Source organism: Burkholderia sp. Bp8991, assembly GCF_003853795.1.
Taxonomy (GTDB): domain Bacteria; phylum Pseudomonadota; class Gammaproteobacteria; order Burkholderiales; family Burkholderiaceae; genus Burkholderia.
Genome location: NZ_QTQJ01000002.1, coordinates 129,771 through 150,813 on the forward strand (window position 1 = coordinate 129,771; position 21,043 = coordinate 150,813).

Consider the following 21,043-nt stretch of genomic DNA (forward strand, 5'->3'; position numbering starts at 1 on the left):
GGAGCATCCCGATGACACCCGTTCCGGCCACGCCGTACCACACCGACGAGCGCGCCTGCGTCGGCTCACGCGGCGGGGTATGCGTTCGCGAGCGCCTCGACGAACGCGTCGAGGCGCTCCGGCGCGAGCCGGTTGATGCCGGCCGCCCCTTCCCGGCCGCCGCCCTCCGGAAATGCGCGACAAAGACGATCTGCGCCGTACGGTGCGGCGACCGGCGCGCGAACGCTGACGGTGTACCCACCCGAGGCCGACAACGTCAGCACCGCGTGAGCGCGTGCCGCGTCACCACGCGCGAGCCGATTGGCGAAAACGCCGCGCACGCGACGCGCCCAGCGCGTGTCGGGGAGGATATAGACGTCCGCCCCCGGCAGCGCGATGTTCGCGCGCTGTCGCTCCGCAAGCGCGATATCGCGTCGCCGGTTGGCGTCGAGCCGCCGCGCGAGGGGCGACCTCGCGAACTCGAGCGGGTTCGCATATTGCCGCACCGCCGCATACACGGCCGGCGGCGGCATGAAGAGGTCGTCCGGGCAATCGCCGTAGCCGTTGTAGTTGACGGATTCGCCGAGCACCTGCAGACGGTAGGCATCGGCATCCGTCAGGCCGCAGGCGGCGGCGAGCCTGCCGGCCACGCCGACGAGATTGTCGCCATAGGCACCGACCACCGCCCAGAGTCGCTGCCGGCCCGCCAGGTATCGGTCGACGATGACGCTCGTACAGGTGTCCGGCGCCGTGTCGATATGCGTGCGAAGGTGCGGATGAGCGGGCACGGCGGCGGCCATGTGGTGATCGAAATAGTCGATGTCGACCCCGCGCGCCAGCAGCGCGTCGAGTGCCGCGCGGTTCACGTCGAGAGAAATGTCCAGGACGGTGACGATGTCGCCTCGGGCGGCCGGCACGCGCGCGAGCAGCGCGATGTCGCGCTTGGGACCCGTCACGAGCACCGACTCGGCCGGCATCTCGAGCCGCAGCTGCTGAAGCGAACAGATGCCGTCCGCATCACCGTTGAACACGTCAAAGCGCGTCATGATTCGCGACGCGCGATAACTGCATGAATCGAGGTAGCCATGCCATGGAACGACTCCCTTTCAGCCTGTTTGCCTTCGCCTCGTGTCGCGCCTTCGGCGAACGGATCGCGGCCCGTCTCGGCGTCACGCCCGCCGCGCACGAGGAACGTCCGTTCGAGGACGGCGAACACGAGACGCGCGCGCACCTCCTCGCAACAGAAGCGATGGCGCGCGGCCGGCCGGGATGCGTGCACCGTTCATGCCGCTTGCCGCCCCGCGTGCGTGTCCGGCCGGGCATTCTCCTGCGCGACCAGTGCCGCCAGCGCCGGAGAAATCGCCGGCTGCAGCGGCATGACGGGCGCCAGTGCACGCATCGGATCGGGCAGCGTGGACAGTTCGCGCATTGCGTGAATGCGGCTCTCGCCGAGCGTGGGGGCCGCGAGTCGCGCCCCTCCGATCATGACGGGCCGCAACAGCGGCGTTCCGTCGATGCGCTCGCCGTCGAGTCCGAGGCTGTCGGCGGCGATTCGCCCATCCGGGCCGTATTGCCGGAACACCTGCTTGCGGCCGGGCAGCGTGGCCTTGCCCTCCGAACGTTTGCAGCGCGCCCGGCCCGCATACTCGACGAGCTTGTACGCGCAGTCGAGACACGGTGCGTCCGCCGACGTGCTCATCCGCGTGCCGATTCCGAAACCGTCGATCGGCGCGTGCTGCCGGACGAGCTCCCGCAGCCGGATTTCATCGAGATTGCCGCTCGCGAAGATCGTCGCTTCCGTCAGGCCGCCATGGTCGAAAATCGCGCGCACGTTGCGCGCGTGCGCCGCCAGATCGCCGCTGTCGATCCGGACGCCCTTGATGCGCACGTTGTCGAGCGCAAGCCGCCGCGCCAGTTCGACGACCTTGTGCGCCGCGTGCTCCGTATCGTACGTATCGATCAGCAGCACCGCGTTATCCGGCTGCGATCGGGCGAAATGCTCGAACGCGAGCGCTTCGTCGTCGTGCGCCTGGACGTATGAATGCGCCATCGTGCCGTACACGGGAATGTCGTAGCGCAAGCCGGCGAGCAGGGTCGCCGTGCCGGAGAATCCTGCCAGGTAGCTGGCCCGCGCGGACAGCATCGCCGCCTCCGCGCCATGCGCGCGCCGCAGGCCGAAATCGACCAGCAACCTGCCATGCGCGACGAGCGTGGCGCGTGCGGCCTTGCTTGCAACCAGCGTCGCGTAATGGAGCAGGTTCATCACGCGGCTCTCGACGAACTGCGCCTCGCGAAGCGGCGCCGTGATCCGCAGGATCGGTTCGTCGGCGAAAAACACCGTGCCTTCCGGCATCGCGTCGACCGTACCGGTAAAGCGCAAGCCGGCGAGTGACGCGAGGAAATCCGCTCGCAAGCGCCCGGTCGCGGCCAGTCGCTCAAGGCCGGCGGCCGTAAAGCGCAGGCCCTCCAGATAGTCGAGGACGAGCTCCAGTCCCGCCGCCATCAGGAATGCCCGCTGCTCGGGCAGCGCCCGTACGAAGAACTCGAAGCTGGCCATGTCGTTCATTCCGGCATCGAACGCGGCCTGCATCATCGTCAGTTCATACCAATCCGTCAGCAGCGCGTCGTCGATGCCAGCGTCCGGCCAGGATCCGTTCATCATGCGCCCTCCCGCGTCGCTCGCGCGCAATCGTGCAACCGGTACCCGGCCGCTGCGATCTGGAGCAGCGTCGCTTCCGTCATTGCGGCGCGGGTCCCGGACTCGCCGGGACCGCGGTCCACACGCCATTGCACGACGCGACATACGGATAGTATCCGCGCGGGTCCTCGACCGCGCTGTCACCGCGTACGCTCCCTCGGCGCGAAATGGCGAAAGTCCCGCCCGTGGAAATCCTGGCGGGGAACATGGCGTGCATGCTGCGCATGTGCCGGCTGCGTCGGCATGCAACATGCGGCCGCGCACGGCACAAGCACGCGGCTTGCGCGTCTGAGCCTGTTCATGGTCGTCATTCTTCGCGGAGATGCGATCCATCGTATTGAGGCCGTGCCCTGCGGCCTTGACCGGGATCAACGCATGCCCGCGGCCCGGCGGGACGCCGGCGACGCGGCATTCGCAGGCGCCAGGTCATGCCGCGCGCGCAGGGTTCGTGTCGCCGTGCTTGCCGATGCGCATGCGGTGCAGACGACGGTGAGCAGCACCGTCCGTCAGTACGTGAACGTGTCCGATTTCTTCATTTCGACCCATGTCATTCCGCTTCGCAGTCCCTCCAGCGCTGCCTCGCGCTCGGTCGCGAATACCCGGTGATGCGGGAAGACATGCTCGCACTTGCAGTCGGGTGAGCGAACCGTCACGTGGACACGGCAGCGGTACCCGCCGGACTCGACGCCAACCGTTTCGATCTCCACGGTCCAGTCCGCTTCGTTCAATTCACCGGAAATCGTCATGATTACCCCCTTACCTTGCCGTGCGAGCGCAAGCTGCTTCCCTCATCGGTCGCGCCACGCCGCGAGCCGCGATGGCGTTCGCGCGCGCCCGAAGGGCGCATCGCACCGGCATCGAGACCGCCGCTGCGCGATGCGCGGCGCGACGGAAGCCGGAACCGGCCGGATCAGCCACGCTGCTTCTCCTCGAAATACGGCTGGCGGGCCGCCACGAGCCGCAACTCGTCGAGCAGCGCCGCGGCCGCGCGCAGCAGATCGTCGAGCGAGACAATGCCGACCAGTTCGCCGTCGCCGCCGACGACCGGCAATCGACGGACGCCATGCTGGCGCATCCGCTTCGCGAGCAGCCAGATGTCGTCGTCGACGTTCGCGGTCGCGACGGGCGCCGACATGATGTCACCGACGAACAGCGAGCCGGCCTGCGCATCGGGGCTGACGACCGTCAGCACGATGTCGCGATCGGTCACGACACCGACCGGCACGCATCGCCCCTCCTGTTCGCGCACGACGATCAGATCGCCGGCGTGCGCGCCGCGCATCATTTCCGCCGCCTCGACGACGGTTGCTCGTGCCGAACACATGGCAACATCGCGGGTACAGAGCATCGCGGCATTCATGTTCGTTCTCCCGGCCGGGGCGAGGCGGACCATCGATCGATGTCCGCCGCCGCCCGAACCATCATGCAACCGTAAGTTGATCGACCACGTTGCGCACGCCCGGCGCCGACCACGCGGCATGGAAGGCAAGCCGCCGTTCGCCCAGCGAGCCCACCTGGCCCGTCAACGTCACGCAACCGTCCTGGACGGTAATGCCGACGTGTGCGGCCTCTTCCGTTGCATGCCGAATCAAGGCCGCCTGGATCTTGCCCGCGATGTCGGATTGCGTCGGATGCGGCCGGACGTGGATCTCGTTGATGATCCGGGTGACGCCGCGCAGCCGCTCGACGGCCCGCTCCGCCTCCTGCATCTGGTAGCTCCACATCACCTCGCCCGACAGCGTCACGCACCCGTTCTCGACCGTCACGTGCACGGCCTGCTCGCCAAGCCCCGCATCCCACATCAGGAGCGAGCGCGCTGCAATGGCGACGTCCTCGTCCGAGCGATGCTTGCCGTCGTCCGTTTGCACCTCGAGTTCCAGCACGATGCCGCGCACGCCTTCGATACGCTCGACGGCCTTGCGCACCGCGACCTTTTCCAGATAGCTGGCGACGTGCCCAGTCAACGTCACGATGCGTTCGTGCACTTCGACGCCGATGCGCACCGCATCGATCGACGGGTCCCACTCGAGTTCCTGCTCGACGTCCTTCTTCAGCGCGCTGTCGCTTTTCATGGCCATCGACTCCTGTCCGCAATCGATGAAAACAACGGTAATTCCCGCTGCACCGCGTGGAATTGATACAGGTCAGCGCGCGGCGTGGTGAGCGATCGCGACCGATGTCTCCGCTGCGATCGCGCGAAACCCGGTCCTTACGTCGACATTGCGCCCCTGCCAGGCGCGATCGCGCCTGGCGAGTCGCGATACCATCCGGCGCCCGTCGGGCGACAGGCGGGCGGGCGCCTCGGCAAGCGATGCCGCATCCAGTCGAACGAGACCGCGATCGGCGAGGCAGCGCAGGTCGGCGGGGTCGCCCTGCTGGCGCCGCGGCTCGCTGGCGAGCACCATCAGGATCGCGATTTCGTGGGGACTCAGCAGCCAGTCGCCGCCGGCGTCGATCGGGTGATGCTGGCGATGCGCGGCAGCCGACACGCGCAGCGCCGATGCTTCGGAACGGCAAATGATCTGGCGATTCGACGTGTTCGTAAACAAGGCGGGCATGATGGTGTCCGGATCATGAACGTGAAGACGCTGAAGGCACGGGACATGTCGATCGCGGTCGACATGCGAGAACGTCAATATCCGCTCCTGCCGGGCAAGCGTTCTTGATGCAGGTCATCCGGAAGACGCGAGCGATCGAAACGTTCCCCGCCGTGGAGTGGGAAGCGTTCAAGGCGTTGGTGGCCTCGCTCGACCAGGCCGGCCGGCTGCGCCCCCGAGCGGTTCCGCCGCGTTGGACGCGAGCACTGCGAGCGCCGCGCGGCGGCCGAGTTCGAACAGCGCTGCAATCGATGTATCGGAAAAATCGAAGTCGCGCGCGAAAGTGTCCGTGGCTCCGGCGTGGCCATTCAGCGCGATCCTGAAGACCCGTACGGGCGCACGACTCCCCATGAGTCGGATGTATTCCGGGAGTTGTCGCATGCGGGCCGCCGTTTCGGGATCAAGCTGGCAGGTTATACGTTCGACGAGATCGCGAAAGTCGTTCTCGTTTTCCTCGAATCGCAGGTCGTTACGAACCCGATCGGCATAGACGATCTCGTCGCGCCGCAGCATGACCTCGATCAGGTTCGATGGCAACGGGCGCGACCCTGAAAACAAATCGACAACAAACACGCGCCCTGCTATCCGCCCGCACCGTTCGATCACGAGATCGAGCGGCGAGTTGCTGATGATGCCGCCGTCCCAGTAAGCGCGGCCGTCGATGCGCGTCCACGGCATCGCGGGCGGCAGGCTACCGCTGGCGAGCAGGTGCTCGGGCGTGATGCGATCGACATAGCTGTCGAAGATGCGCCGCTCCCCGCTTTCCACGTCCACGGCTCCAAGCAGCAGGCGCGTCGCGCTGCCCGCCAGGGCGTCGAAATCGACATGGCGGCGCAGTAGCGCGAGCATCGGCTGCGTGTCGTAGCAGCTCGTCCACCACGTAGCAAAGCTGGACGGCGGAATCCCGTCAGGCCACCAGTGCGGCCGAAGGAAATTCGGAACGCCGAACAGCGCGATATGCCACGCGAGCAACGCATGTCCCGCATAGGCGGACGACGGCACGCCCACCGGACTCCTGATCGACAGCTCGCGCCAGAATGCGTCGAGTGCTTCGGCCGCATGCCCCGGATGGCTCGCTGCGATCGCGCCGTTGAACGCGCCGATCGACACGGCCGCGATCACGTCCGGACGGACGCCCCGCGACTCGAGCGCGGCGATCGCTCCGCTTTCGAATGCGCCGAGCGCACCGCCACCCTGCAGGATCAAGACCGTTTGCGCGGGGAGTTCGCACAGCCGCGATACGTCGTGCGTCACAGCCTCGACTTGCGCGCCGAGATTGACCCGATGGCGTATCGTCTCCTCGGCGGCGGTCATTTCATCCGCGCGGACACCGATCGAGAACATCGCACGCAGGACATGATGTCTCAGATAGAGCAACGAGTACGGAGCATGCGGGAATCGGCCCTGCTCGACGACTTCGGTCGCATCAGCAGCGTTGCCGAGGAAGTTGTACGGTACGTCGAATACGCTTCCGTAGAAAATCGATACATCCCGATAGGGCAAGCGCGCACCGCGCATGTTCCTGGCGGCCAAGCGCCCCTGACGCACCGCGTTGTCCCAGTGCTCGATACGCCTCTGCACGCCGAATACCGGATCGCGAAACCGCGCGACGTCGCCGGCCGCATGGACGTCCGGATCCGACGATTGCAGGCATTCGTCGACAAGCACGCCATCCACTGTCGCGATGCCACTGCCCGCGAGAAACCCGCAGTTTGGCTCGACGCCCACGGCAATCACGACGAGGTCGCATTCGATGACGCTGCCGTCGGTGAGCACGGCCGCCTCGATCGAATGCTCTCCGATGAAGCGCTCCACCGTCGTTCCGGTTCGAACGTCGACGCCGCGCGTCGCACACAACCCGGCAAAGTGATCGGATAGCCGAACGGAATTCAGCTGCGGCAACAGCCGCTCGCAGCGCTCGACGAGCGTGACCTCCAGACCGCGCCCGCGCAGCGTGGCCGCCGCCTCGAAACCCGTGAAGCCTCCGCCCACGACGAGCAGGCGTCGTCGCCGGGCGGCGTTGTCGCGAAGCACGAGCGCGTCGTCGAGGTCGTGAAGGTGACCGATGCCCGCCAGCGTCGCCCCCGGCACCGCCAGACGGCGTGGCGACGCACCGGTCGCGATCAGCAGCTTGCCGTAGTGTATCGCGGTGCCATCCTCCAGCCTGACGACATGCGCGCCGCAGTCGACCGACGCGCCCCTCGCCCCTAGGAGCAGATCGATCCTGCGCATCTCGTAGAACCCCGCCGGGTGTATCGCGATTGCCGCCGGGGTGAGGTTTCCTGCGAGAAATTCCTTTGTCAGCGGCTGTCTCTGATACGGCAGCACGTGTTCGCCGCACAGGATCGCGATGCGCGCGGACGGATCTTCGCGCCGCAACGTATGCGCCGCGGACACGCTGGCAATGCCGCCGCCGACCAGCACATGATCGTAGTCGCGCCTGGCCCCGGACTGCGCCGTCACGTTGCCCGCTCCGCGCGCATGTGCCGTTCGCCGGAGGCAAGCCGGCGGGCGATCGAACGCGCAAAACGGGCGAGCTTCCGAGCGGCCAGGCCGCGACCGATATCGCGCCCCGAAATCGCGCACGTCGCGATCGGCCTTTGCCGCGCCAGCGCCTGCATCTGCCCGAATGCAGTGATGTCGCCGCGCAGGCCCATCGTGCAAAAGAATGCGGTCGCGCGCAGTTCGCTCCCGTGCCGCGCGAGCCAGGTCGAAATCGGCGTCGATGCACGGCCCGCCCAGACCGGCGTACCTAGCACGACCACATCGTATGCGGACGGCGAACAGGCTGTTGGCCGAAGGTCCGCGGCACGATCGCGGATCACGTCCGCGAGCGAACGCAGGAAGCCGACGGCCCCCGTCCGCCGCCGATCGTCGGCTTCCCGCAGCCGTTCGCAATCCGCGCCAAGCTCGGCGGCAAGCCGGTGCGCAACCGCCGCCGTCGTTTCACTGCGCGAGTAGAAGACGACGAGCATGCGTCGAGACGTGTCCATGGCCCACTCCGTGCATCCGTCCGGGATCCATGGACCAGCTTATGCACCGGCGATCGGGGCGACACTGATGCAGGTCAACCCGTCGCGGCACAATCCGGCGACAGTAGGCTTGTCCAAATTTCCCGCGATTTTCCGCCCATCCGCCATGTGGTATGACCTGATCGAACGGCAACGGCAATGGTTGCGAACGTGGGGCGCGGCGGCGCGGTTCACGTGCGGTCTTTGGCCCGATGCCGCGGCGGCGTGCTACGCCGACCTTTTCGAACCCCTGCTCGACCTGCATGCCGAGGCACCACGGTTCGCCATCGATTCGATCGACGTGGACGGCCGTCGCATCGACGTCGACGAAACGATCGTCTCGCACACGCCGTTTTGCACGCTGCGCCGCTTCTCGCACGCCGGTGCTCAACGCGTGATCCTGCTCTGCGTGCCGCTGGCCGGCCATGCGGCCGTGATGATGCGCGAGACGGTCGAGACCCTGCTGGCCGACGGCGACGTCTGCATCACCGACTGGACCGATGCGCGCGACGTGCCGTGCGACGCGGGCCGATTCGGCCTCGACGAGTACGTGTCGATGCTCGACCGCTTCATCGATGCCCTGCTTGCGGACGCCCGGCCGGTGCACGTCGTCGCCGTCTGTCAGGCGACGTTTCCGTCGCTCGGTGCCGTCGCGCTGCGCGCGCAACGCGACGCCGCGCTGCCGGCGAGCCTGACGTTGATCGGCGGCCCGCTCGATGCCCGCATCAATCCGAGCGCGCTCGGCACCGCGGCCCGGTCGCATTCTCTCGACTGGTGTCGCGCCACGCTGATCGATACGGTGCCGCACGGCTTCGCCGGATACGGGCGGCAGGTATTTCCGGCCTATCTGCAGCGCGCCGAGATCGCGGTCACCTACCCGCAACGCTACATGGCGCTGGTCGATCGCTATCGACGAGCGGTGTCGAGCGACGACGCCGACGCACTCGCAACCGCACGCCGCGCACTGCGCGAGTACCTGACGCTCCTCGACATGCCCGCCGAGTATTTCCTCGATACAGTCGACATCGTGTTCCAGCGGGCTTGCCTGGCAAACCGGACGTGGCACGTTCACGGCCAGCGGGTCGAGCCCGCCGCGCTGCGCTCGATCGTGTTGCTGACCGTCGAAGGCAAGTGCGATGCCGTCACCGGTGCCGGCCAGACCCATGCCGCGCTGGCCATGTGCAGCGGCCTCGCGGCGGATGCCCGGCAACGCGTCGACATCGACGATTGCGACCACTACGGGCTCTTTACCGGCGATCACTGGCACGCCGACGTGCATCCGGTACTGCAAGCGGCGTTCGTCCGGGCCGAACGCGGCTGGCCGCGCTCGTGCGCGGCGTGATGCGCCTTCAACCCAGTGCGGGACCGTCGTGTGCCCATCCGACCCCGTTCATTCCGGCGCCGCACGCTCGCCGGGCGCAGCGCGCTCCGCAGCGGCCACGCGACGCTTGACCGCGATGAAGCTGTCGGGGCTGACGGAAACCGAGTCGATGCCGCACGCCACGAGAAAATCGGCGAACGCCGGATGATCGCTCGGCGCCTGGCCGCACAGGCCGACCTTCGCTCCCGCGTTGCGGGCCGACTCGATCACGCGGGCGATCATCCACTTCACGGCGGCGTTCTGTTCGTCGAACAACCCGGCCAGTTCCGCCGAATCGCGGTCCACGCCAAGCGTCAGTTGGGTCAGATCGTTGCTTCCGATCGAAAAGCCGTCGAAGCGCTGCGCAAACTGGCTCGCGAGGATGACGTTCGACGGGATTTCGCACATCACATAGATCTGCAATCCGTCATCGCCACGCTTCAGGCCGTTGGCGGCCATCACCTCGAGCACGCGGTCCGCCTCGTCGAGCGTCCGGCAGAACGGGATCATCACGACCACGTTCCTGAATCCCATGTCGTTTCGCAGCCGCGCGATGGCCCGGCATTCGAGCGCGAATCCGGCACGATAGCGCGGCGAATAGTAGCGCGACGCACCGCGAAAGCCGAGCATCGGGTTTTCTTCCCGCGGTTCGAACTGCGCGCCGCCGACCAGATGAGCGTACTCATTCGTCTTGAAGTCGCTCATGCGGACGATCACCGGCGCGGGATGACAGGCCGCCGCGATACGCGCAAGGCCATGCGCCAGCCGGTCGACGAAATAGTTCGACGGGTCGTCATAGCCCGCCGTCAGGGCAGCGATCGCGCGCTTCGCATGCGCGTCCGTCAGCGCATCGTAGTGGGCCAGCGCCATCGGGTGAACCTTGATATGGTTGCTGATCACGAACTCCATGCGCGCGAGCCCGACGCCGTCGGCAGGCAGTCGCCACCACCTGAACGCCGCGGCCGGATTCGCGAGGTTCAGCATGACCTGCGTACGGGTAGCCGGCAGGTCGGTCAGGTCGATCGCCTCCACGTCGTATTGCGCGATGCCTTCGTACACGAACCCGGCCTCGCCCTCCGCGCACGATACCGTCACTTCCTGCTGATCGTGCAGCATGCGGGTCGCATTGCCGGTGCCGACGATGGCCGGCAATCCCAGTTCGCGGCTCACGATCGCGGCATGCGACGTGCGGCCGCCATGATCGGTGACGATCGCCGCGGCGCGGCGCATCACCGGCACCCAGTCCGGATCCGTCGTGCGCGTCACCAGTACCGCGCCATCGACGAATCGCCCCATGTCGCGCGGACTGTCGATCACACATACGCTGCCGACCGCGATCGCCTCGCCGACACTGACGCCGGTGAGCAGCTTGCGGCCGGCCCGACCAAGTCGATAGGTCTTGATGGCGCTGGCCTCGCGCCGGGACTGCACCGTTTCGGGACGTGCCTGCACGACGAACAGTTCTCCGCTTACGCCGTCCTTTGCCCACTCGATGTCCATCGGCTGGCCATAGTGCGCCTCGATCGCGCAGGCCCAGTTCGCAAGCGCCAGGATGTCGCGGTCCGCCAGCACGAAGGTGGCACGCTCGGCTTTCGAGGTCGGCACGTTGCGGGTCGGTGCATGCTCGTCGCGCGCATAGATCAGCTTGCGTGCCTTGCCGCCGAGCGTCTTGCCGATGACGGGCGTGCACGCCGGATCGCCGAGCAACGGCTTGAACACCTCATATTCGTCGGGATCCACGGTGCCCTGCACGACATTCTCGCCAAGCCCCCACGCCGCGTTGATCAGCACCACCTTGTCGAATCCTGTTTCCGTGTCGAGCGAAAACATCACGCCGGCCGCGCCGAGGTCCGAACGCACCATCCGCTGCACGCCGATCGACAGCGCGACGCGCAAATGATCGAAACCCTTTTCTTCGCGGTAGGCGATCGCCCGGTCGGTAAACAGCGACGCATAGCACCGTCGGCAAGCCGCGAGCAACGCATGCTCGCCGCGCACGTTCAGGTAGGTTTCCTGCTGACCCGCGAAGCTCGCGTCGGGAAGATCCTCGGCGGTCGCGCTCGACCGGACGGCGACATCGACGTCGTCGCTGCCGGCCTCGCGGCACAGTTGCCGATACGCGTCCCGGATCGCGTCGGCGATGTCGTCGGGCCAGTCTCCGTGGAGGATCGCCTGCCGGATCGACGCACCGGCCTCGGCAAGCGACATCTTGCGTGCGCCGAACGCTTCGAGCGTGCTGCCGATGGCCTGCCTCAACCCGTTCGCATCGATGAAGCGCCAGTACGCATCCGCGGTCGAAGCGAACCCGGGTGGCACGCTCACGCCCCGTGCGGACAGGTTGGCGATCAGTTCGCCCAACGACGCATTCTTGCCGCCGACGCGCGCCACGTCGCCGCGTCGCAGATCGTCGAACCAGACGATGTGTGATTTTCCGTGATCCATGACGAGCCCTCCGATGGTCGCGGCCGAGCCGCGAGCGACAGGCGCGGGCCGGCAGTGGCCGGCGCGGTCGGCCGAACACGTTCATCGTGGCTCGGCGCGTCGGCGTCTCCCGTGACCTGCATCAAGAACGGCGCTGCATCGCACCCGGCTTCGCCCGGGGCGGCTTTCCCGCTGCGGTTCGTTCGCTTGCTGCAAGAAATCGACGGGTTTCCGATCGATCGCCCGTCGCACCAATCTGCAACACACTTTCAACCAATCGAACAAGAATCGACGAAAAAATGGGCGAGCAAAATCTCCGGTTCGCCATTAAAATGCACCGCTTGGTTAATTTCTACAGCTAACCAGGCTGCACGATCAGGACCTGCGAAGCCCGCGCATGCATGCCGTGCGGCGCCTTCTCCACGTGTTCGAACGGGGCCACCCACGGCGCCCTCTTCCCGCCTGTCGATGCAGCCCGGCGCAAACGGATAAGAAGACACTCATGTCCAAGCAATCCCCTGCAGAGCCGATTCGTGCTTCCGCCCGCATCGGCCTGACCGCCGCGGGCGCGGTCTCGCTGCTCCTCGGCCTTTATTTCGTCATCGGCGGCGGCATGCTCGTCGCCCGTGGCGGGAGCCCGTACTACCTGCTGGCCGGGCTCGCCCTGTGCGCGACCGGCGTCCAGTTCGCCCGGCGCCGCGCCAGTGCGGTCGCGATCTACCTCGTGATGCTGATCGCCACGGCGCTGTGGGCCGTGTGGGAAGTCGGCTTCGCGTTCTGGCCGCTCAACGCGCGGATCTTCATGTTCTCGATGATCGGCATGCTGCTCGCGCCGGCGTGGCCGCTGCTGCGCCGTGCCGAAGGCAAGGCACCCGCACGCGGCATGGCATGGGGCATTGCCGCACTCCTGCTCGCCTGCAACGGCGCATTCGTCTACGGCATGTTCGTGCCGCACGGCACGTTCGGCACCGAGACGCCCGTGCCGGCGGCCGGCAATGCAGGCACCGACGACTGGACGGCCTACGGTCACTCGGACGGCGGCGACCGCTTCACGCGCTACGCGCAGATCGATCGCGACACGGTGAAGCACCTGCAGGTCGCGTGGACGTTCCGCACCGGCGACACGCCGCTCAGCCCGGACGGCGGCGGCTCGGAGGATCAGCAAACCCCGCTGCAGGTCGGCAAGACGCTGTTCCTGTGCTCGCCGCACAACACCGTGATCGCCGTGGATGCGGCGACGGGCACGGAGAAGTGGCGCCATGCGTTCCCGACCAAGACGACGGTCTGGGTGCGCTGCCGCGGCCTCGCGTACTTCGATGCGGACAAGCCGCTCGTGCAGCCGACCGTCGCCGGATCGACGCCGGTCCTGCCGGTCGCCGCGTCCGGGGATCCGGCCGTGTGCCGCCGCCGCATTTTCATGAACACGATCGACGCGAAGCTCGTCGCGCTCGATGCGGACACCGGCAAGCCGTGCGACGGCTTCGGCGATCACGGCATCGTCGACCTGAAGGCCGGCCTCGGTAACGCGAAGAGCCCGTTGTACCAGCTCACATCCCCGCCGACGGTCGCGGGCACGACGGTGGTCACGGGCGGCCGTGTCGCCGACAACGTGTCGCTCGACATGCCCGGCGGCGTGATCCGCGGCTTCGACGTGATGACCGGCAAGATGAAGTGGGCATTCGATCCGGGCAATCCGGACGATCACGCGCAGCCGGCGCAAGGCAAGACCTTCGTGCGCTCGACGCCGAACGTGTGGGCGCCGATGACCTACGATGCGACGTCGAACACGATCTACATGCCGGTGGGCAACGCGGCGATCGACCTGTGGGGCGTGAAGCGCACCGCGCTCGACGAGAAATACGGCGCGTCCCTCCTCGCGCTCGACGCCACGACGGGCGCGGAAAAGTGGCACTTCCAGACGGTCCACCACGACCTCTGGGACTACGACGTGCCGATGCAGCCGACGCTGATCGAGTTCCCCGCGGAAGGCGGCAAGCGCGTGCCGGCGCTGATCGTCGGCACCAAGATGGGCCAGCTGTTCGTGCTCGACCGCGTGACCGGCAAGCCGCTGACGCAGGTCGTCGAACATCCGGTCAAGACCGCGTCGATTCCGAACGAGCCGTATTCGAAGACCCAGCCGCTGTCCGTCGGCATGCCGCAGATCGGCGCCGACGTGCTCAAGGATTCGGACATGTGGGGCGTCACGCCGATCGACCAGCTGATGTGCCGCGTGATCTTTCGCGGCATGCGCTACGACGGCCTCTTCACCGCGCCGGACACCGATCGCTCGCTCAGCTTCCCGGGTTCGCTCGGCGGCATGAACTGGGGCGGCCTGTCGTACGATCCGAACGCGGACATGATCTACGTGAACGACATGCGGCTGGGCCTCTGGGTCCACCTGGAGCAGGAGAAGAACCGCGGCGGCGCCTCCGACGGCAACGAATCGGTGAACGCGGGCATGGGTGCCGTGCCGCTCGGCGGCACGCCGTACTCGGTGCTGAAGGACCGCTTCCTCTCGCCGATCGGCATCCCGTGCCAGAAGCCGCCGTTCGGCAGCCTCACCGCGGTCGACCTGAAAACCCGCCGCATCGCATGGCAAGTCCCGCTCGGTACCGTGAAGGACACGCGCCTTCACGGCGTGCAGATGAACATGCCGTCACCGATCGGCATGCCCACCATCGGCGGCTCGCTGACGACCGGCGGCGGTCTCGTGTTCTTCGCCGCAACGCAGGACTACTACCTGCGCGCGTTCGACAGCTCGACGGGCAAGGAACTGTGGAAGGCACGGCTGCCGGTCGGGAGCCAGGGCACGCCGATGAGCTATACAATCGGCGGCAAGCAGTACATCGTCATCTCTGCAGGCGGCGCGCGCCAGTCGCCCGATCGGGGCGACTACGTAGTGGCTTACGCCCTGCCCGACAGCAAGTAAGCGCCGGAATCGACCGGATCGCGTGCGGGATGGTGCGGCGAGGGTTGCCGCACCATCCCGCATTCAGCGTGTCACCTCACCGTCTTGACTGCATGCTACCGTTGTCCATGACTCATTCCTTTCCCGCTTCCCGCATCCGAAATCACGACCTCACGCCGGGACGCCGCCGATCGCGCCGGCCGGCGGCCGTCACACGTTTCGCACTGCGCATCGGTGCGGCCGCAACGGCCATTGCCGCACACGCGTCGGCGGCCCATGCGCAAAGCAGCGTGACGCTGTACGGCACGATCGACACGAGCATCGAGATCACGAATCCCGGTGCGGGTTACGTCGCCCGGATGGATTCCGGCGCGTATCGCGGCTCGCGCATCGGCGTGCGCGGCGCGGAGGATATCGGCAACGGCGTGAAGATCCTGTTCGATCTCGAGAACGGCTTCGGCTCGGCGGACGGCACCCTGGCCGCCGCCAACACGTTGTTCAACCGCCAGGCCTGGATCGGCGTGAGCTCACGCTACGGCACGGTGCGGGTCGGCCGTCAGTATTCGCCGATCTACATCCCGTTCAAGGGGCAGCTCGATGCGTTCGGGGCCGGCACGATCGCGTCGGGGCTGAACAATCTGTCGAAAATCACGCCGTACGAAAGCAATGCGATCACGTACCTGTCCCCCGAGGTGCACGGCTTTTCGACCACGATCATGGCGTCGTTGCGCGACGCGAAGGACGGCGACGGCAACGGGCTGGCAGGCCACATCGAGACGTTCGCCTGGCATGACGGCCCGCTGCGCATTTCGTACGCACACCAGCAAACCCACGGCAGCGGCGCACTGCGCGCCAACCTCGGCGGCGTGTCCTATGCGTTCGGCCCGGTGACGGCCTTCCTGTCGTACTTCAATGGCGACGGCGGAACGCCGCGATATCACAGCGACGGCGTGTCGGCTTCCGCACGCTACGCGGTGAACGCGCGTTTTCGCGCGTCGCTGGGTTATACGTGGCTGCGCGACCGGTCGGGCCGCGACAACGATGCCGACCAGTTCAGCGCGGCGTGTGAATACGATGTGTCGAAGCGGGTGCTGGTCTATGCGAGTGCCGCGTGGCTTCACAACCGCGGCCAGGCCACCTACACGCTGAGAGGCGTGAACGTGACCGGCCTCACGCCTTCGTGGCCGGGTGCGTCGGTGCGCGGTATCCAGTTCGGCGTGATCGATCGTTTCTAGACGAAGCGCACGTTCGCGGCCGATGTCGCGATCGACTCGACGCGCCCCTTTCACTAAAAGAACTTCGCCAGCCACCCCGGCGCCGCCGCGCGATCGAAAACCACGTGCAGCTCCGGGCTGAACGAGCCGAATTCAAGCCCATGCCGCGTCGCCAGCAGCGTCAGCGCCTGGCTCGTATAGAACGAAATATGCCCGTTGCGAGGCACGCAGTACCACCATTGCTCGATCCCGCGCGCCAGGATCTCCGGCGTGATCAGGGACGTCTGGAACAGCAGTGCGCCGGCAGGCGCCCGGTAGCGGATGATGTCGGCGAACAGGCTTCGAGGATCCGGATGATGCTCGAAGACCTCGAACGACAGGATCGAATCGAACTGCCCCTGCGGCGCGACGGGATGGCTGAACGGATCATACGAAGTCACATCCGCGAAGCCGTGCGCGGACAACTTCTTTTCCAGCAGCCCGAGCCCCGAGCCGAAATCGAGAATGCGGGTCTCGCGCATCGACGGAAAGCTCGTGCAGATCAGGTCGGCGTGCTGCTGCGGACGATGCTCGAGATACTCCGGATCGTGGCGCGCGTAGTCGTCGTTGTACACGTGACGCGCAAAGTCGTCGTGCGTCCAGCGGTCGAAGGCCGGCGTACACGTGAATCCGCATTGCCGGCACGCGTAGTAGTAGATCGGCACGCCCACGAACGGATCGACCTTTTTTCCGGCGATCATGTCGGCGCCGCAGCGCGAAAAATCGACCACGCCGCAGATGTCCGCGTCGGCACCGCACACCTTGCAGGCGATCGTCGCCGGATGGTTGGCCGGAATGTCAGTCATGTTGCAGTCCCCTGGTTGGCTTCAGGCGTACGCGCCACCCGCTCGGTCACGTCGCCCCGGCGCCCCGGCGCCGTCTGCCGGAACGACGTGGCCGACGGCTACCGCGGCGAATCGTCCCGATCCGCGCACGATACCCGGTTTCCGGCGAACATTTGTTAAATAGCTTGAATAGCCGACAACCGGTCGACAATTTGCCTTAACATCCGGCCACACGATCGACCACGGGCTTCAGCAAGGACCGCGGTCACCATTTTCAACGACGCGAAAACGGGCGCGGCTTTCATTCGAACGGACGGACCGACCATGTTCCAATCACCAGGAGACTCCTTCGTCGGCGGCTCGCTGCTCGGCCTGTGCGTCGAGGTGCCGCTCGCCGTGCTCGTTTCGCTGATGATGCATGGCGTCGACTGGACCGGGCCGCGCATCGCGATGCTCGTCGCGACGCCGGTGCTGATCGCGTGCACCGTGCTGCTGACCCGCCCGGTGGCATTCAGCACCGTATGGAAGCACAAGCGCTCGCCGTTCGAGCTGGACGACAATGTGCGCGCGTCGATCTACGGCCGGCTGACCGGCATCGCGCTCGGCCTGGTGTTCGGCATCATGGTCGCGACGACGTTCGCCTGAGCGACGTTCGCCCGATCGACGTTCTCCTGATTCGGTCCGCGCGACTGAATTCGCGCCGGGCGCGCCCGCTTCGGCGCCTGCGCGTCCCTGTCGCGGCACGAGCGTCGGGATCCGCCAGCCGCGCAACCGCACGCACGACGACTGGCCGTTCGCCGCGCAGGCGGCCGACCATGCGATCTCACGCCACGGAGAATTCGCCCTTGCCGCGCCCGCGCATCACCTACCGGCGTTTGAAGCGCCGCTCGCGCATCACGCCGACGCCACCAGCGCGTTGAACGACGTATCCCAGAACGGCGCGACGTTCGCCGGCCCATCCAGCACGCCGATTCGCGCGAATACGTCCGCGACTCGTTGATGCTGCGCGATCACGTCGGGCGTGACGGGCAGCAGTGCGTAGTCGTCGCTGCGCTGCGCGAACATCGCCTCGAGATCGGCAACCGGCACGCGCGTCTCGCCGTTCTGTGCGCGCGCATACGCGCCGAAATGCCCGTTCGCCCACGCGTACGCGCGCTGGAACCGCAGCAGCAGATCGCCGGTCGCCGCGCGCCGGCGCGGGTCGTCCAGCGTGCGCGGGTTCGCATAGATCGGGAAATTGCCGGACAGATAGCCCTTGCCCGTCTTCAGCACGCGCGCCCCGTAACGGTTGCGCGCGAGCTGGCCGTTGTAGCCGTAGATCGCCCACGCGTCGAGGTCGCCGCGGTCGTACGCGGACAACCCGTCGGTCGGCGACAGGTTGATCGGATGGATGTCGTCGAAACCGAGGCCGGCCTCCGCGAGCTGCCGGTACAGGAAATAGTGCGACGTCGTCGCGCGCACGTAGCCGACGCGCTTGCCCTTCAGGTCCGCGATGCCAAGGATCGGCGTGTCCTTGCGCGCGAGCGTGACCTGGTTGTTCAGATCCTCCCGCGTACGCGAGATGAACCGGACGCTGGCCTTCTGGCGTGCGGCGAACACCGCGGGAATCTCGCTGCCCGAGCCGATGTCGAGCGCATCCGCGTTCAGCGCCTCGATGTGCAGCACGCCGTTGTTGAGCTCGCGCCACTCGATCCGGTACGGCGTGTCGCCCAGGCCGGCCGCCTGCAGCAGCGCGCGCCAGCCGCCCTTGTAGGTCGCGACGCGCAGCGTGGTGCCGGCAAGATCGGCGTTGACGGTCGGCGCGGCGAACGCGACCCGCGCGACCACGGGGCCCGCCGCGATCGCGGCGCCGGCGAGCAGCAGGCGGCGGCGTGCCGCCGAAGTTGACGCCATCGGATACTCCTGTCGATTGAACGGTAAAGGGAAAAAGGAAGCCGCCGTGCGCGACGGCCGACGTGCGTCAATGCAGCGAAGGAAAACCGTGGCGCTCGGCGAGCAGGTCGAGGATGCGGCGCGGGTCGGTGACGAAGCGCGTCGTGCCGAGCGCTTGCGCGTCGTCCGGCGCCGGTTGCGCGCTACCGAGCACGAGCACCGGCAGGCCCTGATGCGCGTCGTCGAGCACGTCGATCACCGCGTGCCGCGGCCGTTCGAAACCGACCCGGCGCACGTCGAGGCGGCCGGCCCGCTCGGGCGCGCTCGCAAGCAGGCCTTCGATCGCCAGTCCGTGAGGACAGACGAAGTGTCGGCCCGGATACTTCGGATCCGCAAAACCCGGTTCCAGCAGAAACAACACATCCCGACTCATTTCACACGGCTCCCATATTCGTGGTTCAACCGGGCTGCTCGCTGCGTGCGCTGCGCCCGGCGCTGGCCGGCTCGCGGCCGGATGCCCGACTCTACTGCCTTGCATCGCGCGGCCCTACCAACGTTTTGCGGAATCGATATGCAGGTGTGCCTACCGCATCGGCCGCGCGTCTCACAGAGCCGCGTTGCATAAAAACATCGTCATCCGAACGGATCTCGTCGCGATATCCAACGATTTCATCGATCGATATGCGCACGACCGCGCATGGCCGTCGCGCGATGTTCGCCATCCATGCCGATACGTCCGCTGCAGCACGCGCGCCGGACGCGATCGCGGCGCACGCGTCGAGCGTGCAGCAGCACGCATTGCAATTCGCTCGCGCAGCGAATTGCAAACCACGGATCGAACGTTCGTCGACCGGACCGACGTCAATAGCATCGTGATCCTCGCAGATTCACCCATAAAAAAGAGGTTATTCATGATCAAGAAGTCGGTAGTCCTGGGTTTGGTTTCGATCGGTTCCATCGGCGCGCATGCGCAGAGTTCCGTCACGCTGTACGGCGTCGTCGACGCCGGCTTCGCCTATACGAACAGCCAGGGCGGCGCGAGCAACATCCAGCAGACGAGCGGCAAGCTGAGCGGCAGCCGCTGGGGCCTGAAAGGCAGCGAGGATCTCGGCGGCGGCCTGGCGGCCGTGTTCACGCTCGAAAGCGGCTTCCGGCCGAGCGACGGCGGGCTCGGCCAGGGCGGCCGCCTGTTCGGCCGCTCCGCGTACGTGGGCCTGAGCAAGGCCGACCTCGGCACGCTGACGTTCGGCCGCCAGTACGAGCCGATCACCGATCTCGTCGCGCAGTACGCGGGGTCCGGTTTCTGGTCGCCGGCCACCCATGTCGGCGACAACGACAACCTGAACCAGAGCTTCCGGATCAACAACGCGGTGAAGTTCCGCAGCGCGACGATCGCCGGTTTCACCGCCGACGTGCTGTACGCGTTCAGCAACCAGGCGAACGGCGGCGCGGGCACCGGCTTCTCGAACAACAACGCATGGGGCGTGTCGGCGAACTACGTGAACGGCCCGCTGTCGGCGGGCGCCGGCTATGTGCGGCTCAACCACCCGAACGCGACGTCGAACACGAGCGGCGCGGTGGGCGGCGCGACCACGACGACCGGCAACGACTACAGCGGCGCGTTCTTCTACGGGCTGAACGGCGGCGTGCGCAAGCAGCAGATCGGCGTCGCGGGCGCGAACTACGCGCTCGGCCGCGCGACCCTCGGCTTCGCGTGGAGCCACACGCAGCTCGACTATGTCGACGGCTCGTCGCGCAAGTTCAACAACTACGACGTGAACGGGCGCTACCAGATCACGCCGGCGGCGACGCTGATCGGCGTCTACACGTTCACCGACGGACGCGCGAGCGGCTTGCCGGGCACCGGCGGCCAGACGCTGAAGCCGCGCTGGCACCAGTTCACGCTCGGGTTCGACTATGCGTTGTCGAAGCGCACCGACATTTACCTGTCCGGCATCTACCAGCTGGCCGCGGGCGATGCGAGCACCGCGACGTCCGGTGGCTATCGCCGGATCGCAGCAATCTCGAACATCGGCAGCGCATCGTCGACGAATCGGCAGCTCGCGTTCGTCAGCGGGCTGCGCGTGAAGTTCTGAGCGTTCGCGCAGCCGGCGCGGCGCGATAAGCAAAGCGGGAATCGTTGTTTGCCGCGTCGCGCC

General features: G+C 67.0%; 18 protein-coding genes. 5 read left to right on the forward strand and 13 right to left on the reverse strand.

Annotated features, from left to right (window positions below; translation table 11 throughout):
• Window positions 1-65: 65 nt before the first annotated feature.
• The 9 genes from DIE02_RS02545 to DIE02_RS02590 all read right to left on the reverse strand — a co-directional run bounded on the left by DIE02_RS02545 (window position 66) and on the right by DIE02_RS02590 (window position 8,249).
• Window positions 66-1,025: an acetyltransferase gene (locus DIE02_RS02545; protein WP_124519756.1), complete on the reverse strand. Its 960-nt coding sequence runs from the start codon at window positions 1,023-1,025 to the stop codon at window positions 66-68.
• Window positions 1,022-1,195 (reverse strand): hypothetical protein, encoded by a 174-nt coding sequence (locus DIE02_RS36390; protein ID WP_185702551.1) that lies wholly within the window; start codon window positions 1,193-1,195, stop codon window positions 1,022-1,024. Before DIE02_RS36390 ends, DIE02_RS02545 begins: the two co-directional genes overlap by 4 nt.
• Before the next feature lie 66 nt (window positions 1,196-1,261).
• A complete protein-coding gene (locus DIE02_RS02555; protein WP_124519934.1) occupies window positions 1,262-2,638 on the reverse strand; it encodes a nicotinate phosphoribosyltransferase in 1,377 nt (458 codons plus the stop codon).
• 545 nt (window positions 2,639-3,183) lie between these two features.
• Window positions 3,184-3,423, reverse strand: coding sequence for a hypothetical protein (locus DIE02_RS02565; RefSeq protein WP_124519755.1), 240 nt, complete (start codon window positions 3,421-3,423; stop codon window positions 3,184-3,186).
• A gap of 164 nt (window positions 3,424-3,587) precedes the next feature.
• Window positions 3,588-4,037: a CBS domain-containing protein gene (locus tag DIE02_RS02570; RefSeq protein WP_124519754.1), complete on the reverse strand. Its 450-nt coding sequence runs from the start codon at window positions 4,035-4,037 to the stop codon at window positions 3,588-3,590.
• 61 nt (window positions 4,038-4,098) lie between these two features.
• Complete coding sequence (locus DIE02_RS02575; protein ID WP_124528591.1) at window positions 4,099-4,749, reverse strand: BON domain-containing protein; 651 nt, start codon at window positions 4,747-4,749, stop codon at window positions 4,099-4,101.
• Between the two features lie 72 nt (window positions 4,750-4,821).
• Window positions 4,822-5,235 (reverse strand): hypothetical protein, encoded by a 414-nt coding sequence (locus DIE02_RS02580; RefSeq protein WP_124528593.1) that lies wholly within the window; start codon window positions 5,233-5,235, stop codon window positions 4,822-4,824.
• A gap of 168 nt (window positions 5,236-5,403) precedes the next feature.
• Window positions 5,404-7,737 (reverse strand): FAD-dependent oxidoreductase, encoded by a 2,334-nt coding sequence (locus DIE02_RS02585; protein ID WP_124528595.1) that lies wholly within the window; start codon window positions 7,735-7,737, stop codon window positions 5,404-5,406.
• Window positions 7,734-8,249: a flavodoxin domain-containing protein gene (locus DIE02_RS02590; protein ID WP_260427850.1), complete on the reverse strand. Its 516-nt coding sequence runs from the start codon at window positions 8,247-8,249 to the stop codon at window positions 7,734-7,736. Before DIE02_RS02590 ends, DIE02_RS02585 begins: the two co-directional genes overlap by 4 nt.
• 163 nt (window positions 8,250-8,412) lie before the next feature.
• Between DIE02_RS02590 and phaZ the strand changes: the two genes are divergently transcribed.
• Entirely contained in the window at window positions 8,413-9,627 is a 1,215-nt protein-coding gene (phaZ, locus tag DIE02_RS02595; protein ID WP_124528597.1) for a polyhydroxyalkanoate depolymerase, read from the forward strand.
• Between the two features lie 48 nt (window positions 9,628-9,675).
• On the opposite strand, the gene ppsA is transcribed toward phaZ, so the two are convergent.
• Window positions 9,676-12,087: a phosphoenolpyruvate synthase gene (ppsA, locus tag DIE02_RS02600; RefSeq protein WP_124528600.1), complete on the reverse strand. Its 2,412-nt coding sequence runs from the start codon at window positions 12,085-12,087 to the stop codon at window positions 9,676-9,678.
• Window positions 12,088-12,568: 481 nt separating this feature from the next.
• Here ppsA and DIE02_RS02605 point away from each other — a divergent pair, with 481 nt between their 5' ends.
• Window positions 12,569-14,995 carry a membrane-bound PQQ-dependent dehydrogenase, glucose/quinate/shikimate family gene (locus DIE02_RS02605; RefSeq protein WP_124519747.1) on the forward strand — a complete coding sequence of 809 codons (2,427 nt, stop codon included), beginning with the start codon at window positions 12,569-12,571 and terminating at the stop codon, window positions 14,993-14,995.
• A 92-nt stretch (window positions 14,996-15,087) separates the two neighbouring features.
• Entirely contained in the window at window positions 15,088-16,209 is a 1,122-nt protein-coding gene (locus tag DIE02_RS02610) for a porin (protein WP_124528603.1), read from the forward strand.
• Between the two features lie 53 nt (window positions 16,210-16,262).
• On the opposite strand, the gene DIE02_RS02615 is transcribed toward DIE02_RS02610, so the two are convergent.
• Entirely contained in the window at window positions 16,263-17,033 is a 771-nt protein-coding gene (locus DIE02_RS02615) for a class I SAM-dependent methyltransferase (protein WP_124528605.1), read from the reverse strand.
• 303 nt (window positions 17,034-17,336) lie between these two features.
• Between DIE02_RS02615 and DIE02_RS02620 the strand changes: the two genes are divergently transcribed.
• Window positions 17,337-17,657: a hypothetical protein gene (locus DIE02_RS02620; RefSeq protein WP_044846518.1), complete on the forward strand. Its 321-nt coding sequence runs from the start codon at window positions 17,337-17,339 to the stop codon at window positions 17,655-17,657.
• A 249-nt stretch (window positions 17,658-17,906) separates the two neighbouring features.
• On the opposite strand, the gene DIE02_RS02625 is transcribed toward DIE02_RS02620, so the two are convergent.
• Window positions 17,907-18,905: an ABC transporter substrate-binding protein gene (locus DIE02_RS02625; RefSeq protein WP_124528607.1), complete on the reverse strand. Its 999-nt coding sequence runs from the start codon at window positions 18,903-18,905 to the stop codon at window positions 17,907-17,909.
• A 67-nt stretch (window positions 18,906-18,972) separates the two neighbouring features.
• A complete protein-coding gene (locus DIE02_RS02630; protein ID WP_044846516.1) occupies window positions 18,973-19,317 on the reverse strand; it encodes a DUF3088 domain-containing protein in 345 nt (114 codons plus the stop codon).
• Window positions 19,318-19,795: 478 nt separating this feature from the next.
• On the opposite strand from DIE02_RS02630, the gene DIE02_RS02635 reads away from it, so the two are divergent.
• A complete protein-coding gene (locus DIE02_RS02635) occupies window positions 19,796-20,980 on the forward strand; it encodes a porin (protein ID WP_124528609.1) in 1,185 nt (394 codons plus the stop codon).
• The last annotated feature ends 63 nt before the right edge of the window (window positions 20,981-21,043 follow it).

What these genes read in the sequence shown, in the direction of transcription:
- DIE02_RS02615 (WP_124528605.1), bottom strand. Translation starts at nt 17,033, where the DNA reads ATGACTGACATTCCGGCCAACCATCCGGCGACGATCGCCTGCAAGGTG.
- DIE02_RS02630 (WP_044846516.1), bottom strand. Translation starts at nt 19,317, where the DNA reads ATGAGTCGGGATGTGTTGTTTCTGCTGGAACCGGGTTTTGCGGATCCG.
- DIE02_RS02620 (WP_044846518.1), top strand. Translation starts at nt 17,337, where the DNA reads ATGTTCCAATCACCAGGAGACTCCTTCGTCGGCGGCTCGCTGCTCGGC.
- DIE02_RS02555 (WP_124519934.1), bottom strand. Translation starts at nt 2,638, where the DNA reads ATGAACGGATCCTGGCCGGACGCTGGCATCGACGACGCGCTGCTGACG.
- DIE02_RS02610 (WP_124528603.1), top strand. Translation starts at nt 15,088, where the DNA reads ATGCTACCGTTGTCCATGACTCATTCCTTTCCCGCTTCCCGCATCCGA.
- DIE02_RS02635 (WP_124528609.1), top strand. Translation starts at nt 19,796, where the DNA reads ATGATCAAGAAGTCGGTAGTCCTGGGTTTGGTTTCGATCGGTTCCATC.
- DIE02_RS02575 (WP_124528591.1), bottom strand. Translation starts at nt 4,749, where the DNA reads ATGAAAAGCGACAGCGCGCTGAAGAAGGACGTCGAGCAGGAACTCGAG.
- DIE02_RS02590 (WP_260427850.1), bottom strand. Translation starts at nt 8,249, where the DNA reads ATGCTCGTCGTCTTCTACTCGCGCAGTGAAACGACGGCGGCGGTTGCG.
- DIE02_RS02545 (WP_124519756.1), bottom strand. Translation starts at nt 1,025, where the DNA reads ATGACGCGCTTTGACGTGTTCAACGGTGATGCGGACGGCATCTGTTCG.
- DIE02_RS02570 (WP_124519754.1), bottom strand. Translation starts at nt 4,037, where the DNA reads ATGAATGCCGCGATGCTCTGTACCCGCGATGTTGCCATGTGTTCGGCA.
- DIE02_RS02625 (WP_124528607.1), bottom strand. Translation starts at nt 18,905, where the DNA reads ATGGCGTCAACTTCGGCGGCACGCCGCCGCCTGCTGCTCGCCGGCGCC.
- phaZ (WP_124528597.1), top strand. Translation starts at nt 8,413, where the DNA reads ATGTGGTATGACCTGATCGAACGGCAACGGCAATGGTTGCGAACGTGG.
- ppsA (WP_124528600.1), bottom strand. Translation starts at nt 12,087, where the DNA reads ATGGATCACGGAAAATCACACATCGTCTGGTTCGACGATCTGCGACGC.
- DIE02_RS02580 (WP_124528593.1), bottom strand. Translation starts at nt 5,235, where the DNA reads ATGCCCGCCTTGTTTACGAACACGTCGAATCGCCAGATCATTTGCCGT.
- DIE02_RS02605 (WP_124519747.1), top strand. Translation starts at nt 12,569, where the DNA reads ATGTCCAAGCAATCCCCTGCAGAGCCGATTCGTGCTTCCGCCCGCATC.
- DIE02_RS02565 (WP_124519755.1), bottom strand. Translation starts at nt 3,423, where the DNA reads ATGACGATTTCCGGTGAATTGAACGAAGCGGACTGGACCGTGGAGATC.